Source organism: Photorhabdus kleinii (genome assembly GCF_025384885.1).
Taxonomy (GTDB): Bacteria; Pseudomonadota; Gammaproteobacteria; order Enterobacterales; family Enterobacteriaceae; genus Photorhabdus; species Photorhabdus kayaii.
This window is the reverse complement of sequence record NZ_JAJAFY010000074.1, coordinates 1-13,728: the sequence shown is the minus strand read 5'-3', so window position 1 is coordinate 13,728 and position 13,728 is coordinate 1. Positions and strand designations below refer to the sequence as shown.

At 42.2% G+C, this 13,728-nt stretch carries 13 protein-coding genes; 12 read left to right on the top strand and 1 reads right to left on the bottom strand.

What is annotated here, in order from left to right; all coding sequences use genetic code 11:
* The 5 genes from ftsY to LG003_RS21490 form a co-directional block, all read left to right on the top strand.
* Positions 1-1,009, top strand: a 1,009-nt coding sequence (gene ftsY / locus LG003_RS21510) for a signal recognition particle-docking protein FtsY (RefSeq protein WP_262981606.1), incomplete at its 5' end; no start/stop codon positions are given.
* Between the two features lie 6 nt (positions 1,010-1,015).
* Positions 1,016-1,681 (top strand): cell division ATP-binding protein FtsE, encoded by a 666-nt coding sequence (gene ftsE / locus LG003_RS21505; protein ID WP_112878266.1) that lies wholly within the window; start codon positions 1,016-1,018, stop codon positions 1,679-1,681.
* Positions 1,674-2,648: a permease-like cell division protein FtsX gene (ftsX, locus tag LG003_RS21500; protein ID WP_112878267.1), complete on the top strand. Its 975-nt coding sequence runs from the start codon at positions 1,674-1,676 to the stop codon at positions 2,646-2,648. The genes ftsE and ftsX overlap by 8 nt, the downstream gene beginning before the upstream one ends.
* A gap of 437 nt (positions 2,649-3,085) precedes the next feature.
* On the top strand, positions 3,086-3,943 hold the full coding sequence (rpoH, locus tag LG003_RS21495) for an RNA polymerase sigma factor RpoH (RefSeq protein WP_112878268.1): 858 nt from the start codon (positions 3,086-3,088) through the stop codon (positions 3,941-3,943).
* 96 nt (positions 3,944-4,039) lie between these two features.
* Positions 4,040-5,179, top strand: a complete 1,140-nt coding sequence (locus tag LG003_RS21490) for a glycerate kinase (RefSeq protein ID WP_112878278.1) — start codon at positions 4,040-4,042, stop codon at positions 5,177-5,179.
* Here LG003_RS21490 and panM read toward each other — a convergent pair.
* Positions 5,167-5,565 carry an aspartate 1-decarboxylase autocleavage activator PanM gene (panM, locus tag LG003_RS21485; protein ID WP_112878269.1) on the bottom strand — a complete coding sequence of 133 codons (399 nt, stop codon included), beginning with the start codon at positions 5,563-5,565 and terminating at the stop codon, positions 5,167-5,169. The genes LG003_RS21490 and panM overlap by 13 nt on opposite strands.
* A 515-nt stretch (positions 5,566-6,080) precedes the next feature.
* On the opposite strand from panM, the gene LG003_RS21480 reads away from it, so the two are divergent.
* The 7 genes from LG003_RS21480 to LG003_RS21450 all read left to right on the top strand — a co-directional run bounded on the left by LG003_RS21480 (position 6,081) and on the right by LG003_RS21450 (position 13,540).
* On the top strand, positions 6,081-7,193 hold the full coding sequence (locus LG003_RS21480) for a branched-chain amino acid ABC transporter substrate-binding protein (RefSeq protein WP_112878270.1): 1,113 nt from the start codon (positions 6,081-6,083) through the stop codon (positions 7,191-7,193).
* A gap of 61 nt (positions 7,194-7,254) precedes the next feature.
* The gene (gene livH / locus LG003_RS21475) at positions 7,255-8,181 is read left to right on the top strand and encodes a high-affinity branched-chain amino acid ABC transporter permease LivH (RefSeq protein ID WP_112878271.1); all 927 of its coding nucleotides are present in this window, start codon (positions 7,255-7,257) and stop codon (positions 8,179-8,181) included.
* The gene (locus tag LG003_RS21470; RefSeq protein WP_262981605.1) at positions 8,178-9,455 is read left to right on the top strand and encodes a high-affinity branched-chain amino acid ABC transporter permease LivM; all 1,278 of its coding nucleotides are present in this window, start codon (positions 8,178-8,180) and stop codon (positions 9,453-9,455) included. The genes livH and LG003_RS21470 overlap by 4 nt, the downstream gene beginning before the upstream one ends.
* Complete coding sequence (gene livG / locus LG003_RS21465) at positions 9,452-10,225, top strand: high-affinity branched-chain amino acid ABC transporter ATP-binding protein LivG (RefSeq protein ID WP_112878273.1); 774 nt, start codon at positions 9,452-9,454, stop codon at positions 10,223-10,225. Before LG003_RS21470 ends, livG begins: the two co-directional genes overlap by 4 nt.
* A 2-nt stretch (positions 10,226-10,227) precedes the next feature.
* On the top strand, positions 10,228-10,929 hold the full coding sequence (livF, locus tag LG003_RS21460) for a high-affinity branched-chain amino acid ABC transporter ATP-binding protein LivF (protein WP_112878274.1): 702 nt from the start codon (positions 10,228-10,230) through the stop codon (positions 10,927-10,929).
* Between the two features lie 920 nt (positions 10,930-11,849).
* Positions 11,850-12,251: a hypothetical protein gene (locus LG003_RS21455; RefSeq protein WP_112878275.1), complete on the top strand. Its 402-nt coding sequence runs from the start codon at positions 11,850-11,852 to the stop codon at positions 12,249-12,251.
* A 29-nt stretch (positions 12,252-12,280) separates the two neighbouring features.
* The gene (locus tag LG003_RS21450; protein WP_112878276.1) at positions 12,281-13,540 is read left to right on the top strand and encodes an insecticidal delta-endotoxin Cry8Ea1 family protein; all 1,260 of its coding nucleotides are present in this window, start codon (positions 12,281-12,283) and stop codon (positions 13,538-13,540) included.
* Positions 13,541-13,728: the final 188 nt, after the last annotated feature.

Here is a 13,728-nt window from a genome sequence, read left to right as displayed (position 1 = left end):
AGAGGAAGCCGCAAGGTTAGCGGCGGAGCAGGCGGAACAAGTACAAACCGAACAGCCAGTTATATCAAAAGAGCAAGAGCGTCCGACTAAAGAGGGCTTTTTCTCTCGCTTGAAACGCAGTTTGGTTAAAACTCGTCAGAATTTAGGGTCCGGTTTTCTTAGTCTATTCAGTGGTAAAAAGATCGATGATGACCTATTTGATGAATTGGAAGAGCAGTTATTGATTGCTGATGTTGGTGTCGATACTACCCGTAAAATCATTAGCAGTTTGACAACGCATGCCAGCCGTAAAGAGCTAAAAGATGCAGAAGCGTTGTATACCAAACTGAAAGAAGAGATGTCTGGTATTCTGACTAAAGTGAATAAACCCCTGGACATTGAAGGAAAAACGCCGTACGTCATTCTGATGGTTGGTGTTAATGGTGTGGGAAAAACCACGACAATTGGTAAATTGGCTCGTCAATTTCAGGCACAAGGTAAATCTGTCATGCTGGCAGCCGGAGATACTTTCCGTGCAGCCGCCGTTGAACAGTTACAGGTGTGGGGGGAACGTAACCATATTCCGGTAGTGGCGCAACATACTGGCGCAGATCCTGCTTCCGTGATTTTCGATGCTATTCAGTCAGCTAAAGCCAAAGGTGTCGATGTCCTGATTGCAGATACCGCAGGTCGTTTGCAAAATAAATCTCATCTGATGGAAGAATTGAAGAAGATTGTCCGAGTGATGAAAAAACTGGATGAAAATGCTCCACATGAAATTATGCTGACATTGGATGCCAGTACCGGTCAGAATGCGATAAATCAGGCTAAACTATTCCATGAAGCTGTTGGGTTGACAGGCATCTCATTGACAAAACTGGATGGTACTGCCAAAGGTGGAGTAATTTTCGCCATTGCTGATCAGTTTGAAATTCCTATTCGTTATATTGGGGTTGGTGAAGGAATTGAAGATCTACGGCCATTTAAGGCAGACGACTTTATAGAGGCACTTTTTGCCCGAGAGGATTAATTACCTATGATTCGCTTTGAACAGGTCAGTAAAGCTTATCTGGGGGGACGGCAAGCCCTGCAAGGGGTGGATTTTCATTTGCGCCCTGCGGAAATGGCATTTCTAATCGGTCACTCAGGGGCAGGTAAAAGTACCTTGCTGAAACTGATCTGTGGCATTGAGCGGCCTAGTGCCGGACATATCTGGTTTGCCGGTCATGATATCAGTCGGTTAAAAAGCCGTGAGGTACCTTTTCTACGTCGTCAGATTGGTATGATCTTCCAAGATCATCATCTGCTGCTGAATCGGACAGTATACGATAATGTGGCAATGCCGCTGATTATTTCAGGTGCGAGTTCTGAAGATATCCGTCGTCGGACTTCTGCTGCTCTGGATAAGGTTGGTCTGCTGGACAAAGCGAAAAATTTCCCAATTCAGCTTTCAGGGGGAGAACAACAACGCGTTGGCATTGCTCGTGCGGTTGTGAATAAGCCGACTGTTTTGTTGGCGGATGAACCTACCGGTAATCTGGATGGTGAATTGTCAGAGGGTATTTTACGACTGTTTGAAGAATTTAACCGGGTAGGGGTGACAGTGCTGATGGCGACCCATGATATGGCACTGATTGAAAGACGGAAATATCGTATTCTGACTCTGAGCCAGGGCCGTATGGCGGGAGAGCATCATGGTTAAAAATGTGCGTAAGGCAGCGGGGAAAGTAACAAGATCGAAAAGTAAAGTTTTACAAGGAGGATGGCGTGAGCAGTGGCGCTATGCTTGGATGAATACGTTGACAGATATGTCGCGTCAGCCGTTGGCAACTTTGTTGACCGTGATGGTGATTGCTATCTCCCTGACATTACCAAGTGTTTGTTACATTGTATGGAAGAATGTCAGCCAGGCTGCGGAGACATGGTATCCCTCCCCTCAACTGACGGTATATCTCGATAAATCACTGGATGATAGCAGTGCTCAGAAATTAATAAGTGAGCTGAAAGCACTTGATGGTGTGGATAATGTCAACTATCTCTCACGTCAGGAAGCAATGACAGAATTCCGCGCTTGGTCTGGCTTTGGTAGCGCACTGGATATGCTGGAAGAGAATCCGTTGCCCGCGGTGGCTATTATCACACCGAAAATCGATTTTCAGAGTTCACAGACGCTGACCACGCTGCGTGATAGAGTTTCTCAGGTTAAAGGTATTGAAGAAGTTCGGATGGATGATAGCTGGTTTGCTCGTCTGGCAGCGCTGACAGGTCTTATCGGTCAGATTGTGACAGTAATCGGTATTCTGATGATCGTTGCGCTGTTTTTGGTCATCGGTAATAGTGTGCGTCTCAGTATCTTCAGTCATCGTGATACGATTAACGTGATGAAGCTTATTGGTGCAACGGATGGCTTTATTTTGCGCCCGTTCCTCAATGGTGGTGCTTTGTTAGGGGCTTTGGGGGCAATTTTATCGTTAATTTTGTCTGCACTGTTGGTGTGGAAACTTTCTGATGTTGTCACACAGGTTGCCAGTGTATTTGGCACGACATTTAATTTACATGGGCTTTCATGGGATGAGTCCCTGCTGCTAGTTTTGCTCTCCGCAATGATTGGTTGGGTCGCTGCTTGGTTAGCGACAACTCAGCATTTGCGTCATTTTACGCCAGAATAAAACGGTAATTTTCTCAACAGGCTGAGCGAAATCAGCCTGACAACGCAATAATCATCTCCTTTTTCCTAGGGTAAGAATTTCTTATTCATTGATTTAAATCTAAAATCATGATTTTCTTCTGTGTAGAATTAATTAAAAAGGTGCTTGTACTCTCCCGGTGAACCTGGCGGGCGCTTTTGTGAAATGGAATTAATATTTGTCGGGGATAGTACAAATAAAGGTAGTTGCATAAATATAAAACTATCTGTTATTTTTTGTTCTGTGAACCCATTACCGGGATGGTCGGTGCTGAAATTATTACTCTTCCATGGATCTGTGACTTGAATATGCACATTCTGGTGATAGACTGTACCGCTGTATGTTGAACGTTGGTTCTCATATACACTGATGTAATCTAATCTATACTAACGATTTGAGCCTTATTTGAGAGGATTTGAATGGCCAAAGAAATGCAAACCTTAGCGTTAGTTCCTCAAGGAAGTCTAGAGGGCTATATCCGCGCCTCTAATACTTATCCAATGCTGACAGCAGAGGAAGAGAAGGAACTGGCTGAAAGGCTGCATTACCAGGGAGATCTGGATGCAGCTAAGAAGCTGATTCTGTCTCATCTGCGCTTCGTTGTTCATGTCGCTCGTAGCTATGCTGGTTATGGGCTACCTCAGGCGGATTTAATTCAGGAAGGGAATATTGGCCTGATGAAAGCAGTACGTCGTTTTAACCCGGAAGTAGGGGTGCGTCTGGTTTCTTTTGCCGTCCACTGGATTAAAGCTGAAATCCATGAATATGTACTGCGTAACTGGCGTATTGTTAAAGTTGCAACAACTAAAGCACAGCGTAAGCTGTTTTTTAATTTGCGTAAAACTAAACAGCGCTTGGGGTGGTTCAATCAGGACGAAGTAGAAATGGTCGCCAAAGAACTTGGCGTGACCAGTAAAGATGTGCGTGAGATGGAATCTCGTATGTCAGCGCAGGATATGGCGTTTGATATGTCTGTCGATGATGATAGTCAGGAAGGTCAACCGGTTGCGCCAGTGCTGTATCTTCAGGATAAAGCATCTGATTTTGCAGACGGCATTGAAGAGGACAATTGGGAAAACCATGCGGCTGATAAATTATCGGTAGCGATAGAAAGCTTAGATGAGCGCAGTCAGGATATTATCCGTTGCCGCTGGTTAGATGATGATAATAAATCTACCCTGCAAGAACTGGCGGATAAGTATGGTGTTTCTGCGGAGCGTGTACGTCAGCTTGAAAAAAATGCCATGAAAAAATTGCGTGTAGCCATTGAGGCATAAATTAGGGTGATTTTGCGTTAACGTATTCATAATTAAAAAGGCGATAATGGTTTATCGCCTTTTTTGTTTTATTTTTCATTGTTGTCATCTAATCCTATGAAAATTGTTATTGCACCTGATTCATTTAAAGAAAGTCTCAGCGCCTTACAGGCCGTTGAAGCGATAGAACAGGGATTTCGTGAAATCTATCCACAAGCTGAATACATTAAATTGCCGATGGCAGATGGGGGGGAAGGTATAGTTGAATCAATGGTAGCAGCTACTGGTGGAAAGATTATACGTCTGTCGGTCACCGGTCCGTTAAATCAGCCGGTGGATAGTTTTTTCGGCGTACTAGGTGATGGAGAAACCGCTGTTGTTGAAATGGCGGCGGCTTCTGGCTTACATTTGGTGCCGATGGAAAAGCGTAATCCGCTGATAACCACGACTTATGGTACCGGTGAGTTGATGTTGGCTGCTTTGGATCAAGGTGTCAGAAAGATAATTTTAGGCATTGGTGGTAGCGCGACTAATGATGGCGGTGCCGGTATGATGCAGGCGTTGGGGGCTTGTTTGCTTGATTCTGATGGTAAAACGTTGGAGGCTGGCGGGGCTGCGTTAAATCGGCTTGCTAAAATTGATCTTTCCGGTTTGGACGTTCGTTTGAGTCGGACTGAAATTATCGTCGCCTGTGATGTGACTAACCCGTTATGTGGTGAGTTTGGTGCATCTGCTATTTTCGGGCCACAGAAAGGGGCGACACCAGAGATGGTGAAAAAGTTGGATGCAGCCCTGCGCCATTATGGTGAGAAAATTGAATTACTGACAGGCATTAAGGTCATTGACGTACCCGGTGCAGGAGCAGCAGGGGGAATGGGCGTTCCTTTACTTGGTTGGTTGGACGCTAAATTGCAACCGGGAATTGATATTGTTATCTCCATGCTGGAATTGGAAAAGGCAGTACAAGGCGCTGATCTGGTTATTACTGGTGAAGGACGAATGGACAGCCAGACTATTTACGGTAAAACGCCGATTGGTGTTGCTCGTATCGCCAAAAAGTATGCTATTTCAACCATTGCATTGGTTGGCAGTATAAGTCAGAACTATAGCATCGTTCATGAGCACGGATTGGATGCCGTTTTCTCAATTATGCCCGGCGTTTGTTCTCTTTCTGACGCTCTTGCTTGCGGGCATGAGAATTTGAGGGTGACTGCCCGCAATGTGGCTGCGGTCTGGAAAATGGGTCAGCTAGAATAAGAATTTGACTTGGCATCGTAGTAAAAACCACAGGCACTCATAAAACCTTTTAATGCTGGTTCGTTAGCATCTGAGAACCCTTCAAGGCTTAACTTCCACTGGTTAATGGTGGGATGCTGAGCTTTTATTTCATTTATCAGATATAAACCTACTCCCCGGCGGCGTGTTATTTCACGGACACGTAAATCTTTAAGCAGGCCGGATTGATCACTGAAAGTCACTTTTACTGCGGCCAGTAATCTATCATTAAAACGAGCAGCGAACAGTTTATTTTCATTTTTTAACCAACTTTGCCATTGCTCTGGAGCCTGTTGAGGCCAGATTTTCTTTAGATCAATTATATCTTGTGCTGATAAAACAGTAAGTTGTTCAATAGTTAACTTCATGGTTTTTCCATATCAATTTTAGTTGCATAGATCGATAGAGTGTCGCGTAACCGCTTTTATACGTTGCTGGAAAAATGTTTTTAACATGATTGATATTTCGAGTTAAAGATTGCTTTACTAATATTTAACCAGAATATCACACTATGTTTTGTCTAAATTCCAATCAACTTTGGCGGTATTTTATTCTGTAATTAATGCTTTTATCTACCTTGTTAATTTGATTTTAAGCATGAAATGCTATTTTAATAGCATGAAAAATAAAATCTTATTCATAAAAATTACTTTATCTAATCAGAGATCACAAAAAATCACGGTTATCCCATTAGATAATCGGAGATCTATACCCTATGGATTTTAAGATGCATCGCGACGGCAAGGGAGCGAATCCCCGGGAGCATAGGTAACTATGTGACCGGGGTGAGTGAGTGCAGCCAACAAAGAGGCAACTTGAAAGATAACGGGTATAAAAGGTAAACACAATAAATTAGACCAATAACAACACGGGGATAAATAAAATGAAAATCATAACAGGTAAAACACTATTAGCAGGCTGTATTGTCATGATGATGAGTCACTCACTGTGGGCACAAGAGACCAAAGTGGCGATTGTAGGAGCAATGTCTGGTCCAGTTGCGCAATATGGTGATATGGAATTTACTGGCGCACGTCAGGCGATTGCAGATATCAATGCTAATGGTGGTATTAATGGTAATAAGCTGGTGGGGGTTGAATATGATGATGCGTGTGACCCGAAACAGGCTGTTGCTGTCGCGAATAAAGTGATTAATGACAACATTCGCTATGTTATCGGCCATTTATGCTCTTCCTCTACTCAACCGGCATCTGACATCTACGAAGATGAAGGTGTCATTATGATTACACCAGCGGCAACCAATGCCGATCTGACAACTCGTGGCTACCAAATGATTATGCGTACTACCGGGTTGGATTCTGATCAGGGACCAACGGCAGCGAAATATATTGCTGAAAAGATTAAACCTCAGCGTATAGCTATTGTTCATGATAAACAGCAATACGGTGAAGGGTTGGCTCGATCTGTTCTCGATAAATTGAAAAAAGCGGGAGCCAATATTGTCTTGTTTGAAGGCGTTACTGCTGGTGATAAAGACTTTTCGGCTCTGGTTGCCCGCCTGAAAAAAGAGAATGTGGATTTTGTCTATTTTGGTGGCTACTACCCTGAAATGGGGCAAATTCTGCGTCAAGCTAAACAGTCTGGTCTGAATATTCGTTTTATGGGACCGGAAGGTGTAGGTAACTCCTCGCTATCCAATATCGCTGGAGTTGCTTCTGAAGGAATGTTAGTCACCCTCCCTAAGCGTTACGATCAGGTGCCGGTGAACAAAGCTATTGTTGAGGCGATCAAAGGTAAGAAAGGTGATCCGACAGGTCCGTTCGTCTGGACAACCTATGCTGCTCTGCAATCTCTGGCTGCGGCAATGAACCGTACCGGTAGTATGGAACCGATTGATTTGGTGAAAGACCTGAAAGCGAATCCAGTAGATACCGTAATGGGGACACTAAGCTGGAATGCCGTTGGCGATCTAAAAGGGTTCGAATTCGGTATTTTTGAATGGCATGCAGATGGTTCTTCTACTTCTGTGAAGTAAAGTCATCAGAACAGTCGTCAGCTTCTGTTTGTCAGGAGCTGTTATTCCAGAGGTACAACGTATGTCAGAGCAATTTCTCTATTTTTTACAACAGATGTTAAATGGAGTGACTCTGGGTAGTACTTATGCATTGATTGCCATTGGTTATACGATGGTTTATGGCATTATCGGGATGATTAACTTCGCTCACGGTGAAGTTTACATGATTGGTAGCTATGTCTCCTTTATTGTGATTGCGGCTCTGATCATGATGGGCGTTGATTTGGGCTGGTTGCTGATTACTGCTGCTTTTTTAACATCAATTGTCATTGCTGCTGCTTATGGTTGGAGTATTGAGCGAGTGGCTTACAGGCCAGTTCGTCATTCCAAACGTCTGATTGCGCTGATTTCGGCGATTGGGATGTCTATTTTCTTGCAAAACTATGTCAGTCTGTCACAAAGTTCTCGCGATCTGGCATTGCCTAGCCTGATTACCGGGCAGTGGGTATTAGGCGAAAGTGATGGATTTTCTGCCAGTATTAGCGCAATGCAACTGACCATCTGGGTAGTGACATTTCTTACCATGCTGATATTGACAATATTCATTCGCTACTCCCGTATGGGACGTGCCTGCCGTGCTTGTGCGGAAGATCTGAAAATGGCCAGTTTGTTGGGGATCAATACTAACCGAATGATTTCCTTAACCTTTGTTATCGGTGCAGTCATGGCTGCAATAGCCGGTGTTTTGTTGGGGCAGTTCTACGGTGTAATAAATCCGTATATCGGTTTTATGGCAGGCATGAAAGCTTTCACCGCAGCAGTATTGGGAGGAATTGGTAGTATTCCAGGGGCGATGATTGGTGGCTTGATTTTGGGAATTTCTGAAGCCTTAACTTCTGCTTACTTGAGCACAGAATATAAAGATGCCGTTTCTTTTGCTCTGCTCATTGTTGTGCTGTTGTTTATGCCGACTGGAATCTTAGGACGTCCAGAGGTAGAAAAGGTATGAAACATGCTAATTGGGTGAATGCTATTATCGCCTCAGTCGCTTTATTTGTGTTGTCTGCCTTTATGATGGGGATGCAGTTGTCGCTGGAGGGTACGAAGTTGGTCGTCCATCGTGCCGATGAAGTGCGATGGTTATGGATTGGTATTGGCTGTGCGGTTGTTTTTCTGTTCCAGCTATTGCGTCCGGTTGTTCAGCAGATAATGAAGAAAGTACCGATTAAAAGCTGGTCGTTGCCGGATTTCGATGGCTCAACCAAAGGACAAAAGTTACTGGCAATATTGGTCATTATTGCTGCAATTATCTGGCCGTTTATTGTCTCCCGTGGTAGTGTTGATATTGCTACATTGACGTTAATTTATGTCATGCTAGGGTTGGGTTTGAATGTCGTGGTTGGTTTGTCGGGGTTGCTGGTGCTTGGGTATGCAGGTTTTTATGCTATCGGTGCTTATACCTACGCTTTGCTAAGTCACTATTACGGATTAGGGTTTTGGCAGAGTTTGCCGCTGGCGGGGTTAACGGCTGCTTTATCGGGGTTGTTGTTGGGCTTTCCGGTATTGCGATTGCGAGGTGACTATCTGGCAATTGTTACGCTTGGTTTTGGTGAAATTGTTCGCATTCTACTGTTGAATAATACTGAAATAACCGGTGGTCCGAATGGTATCAGCCAGATCCCAAAACCGACTTTCTTCGGGCTGGAATTTAACCGCAGTGTGAAAGAGGGAGGTTGGGATACTTTCCACAACTTCTTTGGTTTGAAATACGATCCCAGTGATCGGGTCATCTTCCTTTATCTGGTGGCGTTACTGTTGGTAATACTGACAGTATTTATTATTAATCGACTACTGCGTATGCCATTAGGTCGCGCATGGGAAGCGCTGCGTGAAGATGAGATTGCTTGCCGCTCTCTTGGTCTGAGTCCAACCCGTATTAAACTGGCTGCGTTTACTATCAGTGCAGCATTTGCCGGTTTTGCGGGTACTTTATTTGCTGCCCGGCAGGGTTTCGTCAGCCCAGAGTCCTTCACTTTTGCTGAATCTGCTTTTGTGCTAGCGATTGTGGTACTCGGAGGGATGGGCTCACAGACTGCGGTGATTCTAGCCGCCATTTTGTTGGTGGTTTCCCGTGAGATGATGCGTGATCTGAATGCCTACAGTATGTTGCTGCTAGGGGCAATGATGGTATTGATGATGGTTTGGCGCCCGCAAGGGTTGCTACCGACAAAACGCCGTCATGTCAAATTGGAACGACAGGTACAGGGAGGAAAGCAAGCATGAGTGCAACACCATTATTGCAAGTTTCCGATCTGACCATGCGCTTCGGTGGTTTGTTGGCGGTTAATAACGTTGCCCTGAGGCTAAATCAGGGTGAAATTGTTTCTCTTATTGGCCCTAATGGAGCAGGGAAAACCACGATCTTTAATTGTCTGACAGGATTTTACTGTCCGACTAGTGGTACGATAAAGCTGCGGGAAAAACATCTGGAAGGGTTATCTGGGCAGGCTATTGCTTGTCTGGGTGTTATCAGAACATTCCAGCATGTGCGGTTATTCCGGGAGATGACAGTGATAGAGAATCTATTAGTGGCACAGCATCAGCATCTGAAAAGGGGCCTTTTTGCTGGCCTTTTTAAAACGCCGGCATTCCGCCGGGCAGAATCTAAGGCCGTAGATTGGGCCATAACTTGGTTAGAACGGATTGGTTTATTACCACTGGCAAACAGACAGGCAGGTAATCTGGCATACGGTCAGCAACGGCGTTTGGAGATTGCTCGCTGCATGGTGGTTCGTCCGGAAATTTTGATGCTGGATGAACCTGCTGCGGGTCTGAATCCGAAAGAGACAGAAGAGCTTAATGCTTTAATTGCTGAACTAAGGGAACATCATCAAGTTTCTGTATTGCTGATTGAGCATGATATGAAATTGGTGATGGGAATTTCAGATCGTATCTATGTTGTTAATCAGGGAATGTCTTTGGCGCAAGGGAGGCCAGAAGAGATTCGTAACAATCCGGATGTTATCCGGGCATATCTGGGCGAGGTGTATTAATTATGTTGGAATTTAAGCGGGTATCCGCCCACTATGGGGAAGTTCAGGTGTTGCATCAGGTTAGCCTGAATATTCAGCAGGGAGAAATTGTCACTCTGATTGGTGCAAATGGCGCAGGAAAAACAACATTGCTCAGCACCTTATGTAGTGAACCCAGAGCAACTGAAGGTTCCATTATTTTTCGTGGTCAGGATATCACCCAATGGTCGACATCTCGTATTATGCGTGAGGACATCGCGATTGTTCCTGAAGGTCGCAGAGTGTTTGCTCGTATGACAGTGGAAGAGAATTTGGCAATGGGCGGCTTTTTTGCTGATAAGACTCAGTATCAGCGGCGCATTGAGCGGGTTTATGATTTATTTCCGCGTTTACAGGAAAGACGTAACCAGCGGGCTGGAACGATGTCCGGTGGTGAACAGCAAATGTTGGCAATTGGCCGCGCTTTAATGAGTCAGCCACAATTATTGTTGCTGGATGAGCCTTCATTGGGACTGGCGCCGATAATTATCATTCAGATTTTCGATACTATACAGCAGTTGAGGGAAGAGGGGATGACAATCTTTTTAGTTGAACAGAATGCAAATCAGGCATTGAAATTGGCTGACCGAGGATATGTATTGGAAAACGGTAAGATCGTACTAGAAGACAGCGGGTCTGCATTATTGGTTAATGAAGCAGTGAGAAATGCGTATTTGGGAGGATAGAGGCGTATTCTTTTTCACAGGAAGAGAATTCAGATGGTTGATTATCCTCGTAGTACTGGGAAGGTTGTTTTTCCCAAGGTGAGGATGCCATTAATGATGCTTTAAGTTTGGTATTATCTGGAATTGGGGCAACGAGTGTGGTTTCAAATGCTTTGAAATCTGCCCTCATTTTTTCTGTATTTTTTCGTCATATTTTAAGCGACATAATTTATTGGTGGAGTAATGGAAGGTCAATTAACTGTATTCAGCATATTTGAATAGCTAAAATCTACAGTCAAAATTATTTTCTATTATGAAGTTAATTTTTTTTCATCAGAAAGAGGGTGATTTTAAAAATACTCATCTGTTATCTTGTAAAAAACATAATCAATTGATAATAAAAAGATTATTTATGCGGATGTAACAGTAATATATGGTTAAGATAATAGATTGTTTATTATCATTTTATAGTTACTGTATAAAGATGAAATTGGAAAATAAAAATAGAATTTTATAATGCTATAGTAATCAATATTGATATTATTAAATTCAAGTGGATAACGTAATGTTAATAATTTGAATTTTAATATTTTTGTATATATTTTTTATATCTCATATAATTTCATTAACTCTTAAATAATAGTGATTTCATTGAAGAAGGACATTGACACGAACTGTATCTCTGCTATAGTTTTTATATTATTGTGATTTTTTTAGATATGTCTCGTTAATGGCTTACTTATAATATGGATATCTTAATGTTCTGGTGAGTTATTGTGGTATGTAAAGTCCACGTAATATATCGGGGAATTAATTTCCAAAGATAATAGTAGTTCTATGATAGTTAAAGAGTATCTTTAATTAAGTGGTAATACTGTTTTTGAAAATATTTATATGCAAGTTGAGTATGTTTTATTTAAATTTTAATGAGGAAAATAAATATGTCTAGAATAACCATTGTTGTTGATTCAGATGAGCAGAAAGCAGAATTTTATTCTAATTCTCCTGTTCCAGTATATAAAGATTTAAATGCAGTTGGTCCTTTGAGTGATCTGACTATATCACCTCATGCTAGTGTGGAGGTATTTAGAGTAGACACCCCAATAATTCCAGAATCCAGAAGCTCTCTGAGAGTTGTAAATACAGGGCTGGCAAATAGTGTTACGGCTAAATTTTACTGGTCTCATAGTTTTACCTCTGAATGGTTTGAGGCTGGTTCTATAGATGTAGGATTAGGAGAAGATAAGGTATTAAACGTGCCTAGCAGCTCTTTTTATTATAGTAAATTTGTTATCTATAATAACACGGATAGAGTGGCTTATGTTACGGCAAATTTGGTTTAAACATCTTATTTTAATTTAAGGGTTTCATTATGCATACAGAAAATGTTTTAGACCTCAGAACCATTGTGGCTAATGAATATGCGGTAAAAACGAGTGCATTAGAGTGGGATGTTACTGATATTGTAAAAAATGCAATCATAGGGGGTATATCTTTTATACCTTCGGTTGGTCCTGCGATATCTTTTTTAGTCGGTTTATTCTGGCCTCAATCGAAAGAAAATATATGGGAAGGGATTGTCAAACAAATTGAGAGGATGATAGAGGAGTCTGCGTTAAAGACGATTAAAGGTATCCTTGCGGGTGATATTGCATATATACAAGAGCGAATGGCAACCGTTGCTGATCTTCTTGATAAGCATCCAGGCTCTGACGAAGCGAGGAGTGCTTTTAATAACCTGGCAGAAAATATAGATGGTTATCACAAAAAATTTAATAATTTTTCGGATGATGTTAACTATCAAATATTACCCATGTTTTCTACTACGGTTATGATGCAGATAACCTATTGGGTTGCTGGTCTAGAGAGAAGAGCTGAAATTGGGCTTAGTGATATTGATATTGAAAAAGTCCGAGGATTAATCAAAAAGACGGTAGAACAGGCTAATAGTTATATTAATGATATCTATGATAGAGAGCTTAATGATGCTCTTAATAACTCGACTGCCGACACTGTTGCAAATAATGTTATGTCTGTTCATGGTCACTGTCGTTTACATGGGATTGAATATATCAGTATTTGGGATAAATTGAGTGAAACCGAGTCAGTAAATAATAGAATCTATGTTGATGTTTTAAGTTATTCTACTTTCTTTGACCGTCAAACAGCAAAAGCCAGAATTCAGGCATTGACTCCAGAGAAAGATATGGCTCCACCTCTCAAACCAGCTCTTAATGGAGGGAAGAGAAGAAAGATAGATTCTTTGATGGGACATATTGTACGTATTGGAGGGGCTCCGAGAGTGGGAGGGCTGACAGTTGTATTTGATGATGGTAGTAGCCATCGATTAGGTACAATATCTGGTGAGACGGCATCTATTTCTTTGAATGGTAGTCGAATTACCAGTTTGGAAGTATGGGGCAATGGTGCTGTTGATAGAGCGGTATTTACTTTGAGTGATGGTCGTTCATTGTTATTTGGCGATCCTGGAACATCTCGATATAGGAAATTTTATGTTGGTGAAAGTCACTATATTTCAGGGATATATTTGTCCAGTGATTACAGCCCATTAGCAGGTCAGGCAGCAAATATTGCTGTATCTTATCAGTTGATAAATGATGATGAAAAATAATAGCTTTTAATAAGGTATATTTATGTACGTAGAATGTTATTAGCTTTTATTTGATTATCTTCTTTATTTGATGCAATTGCCGACGTCTATGTTCATATGGTGAATAGCTATTTTGATGTTGGCAATTTTTGTATATTATCTCAATAACTACTTACCTCAGTAACTACTTACCTCAATAACGATGTTCC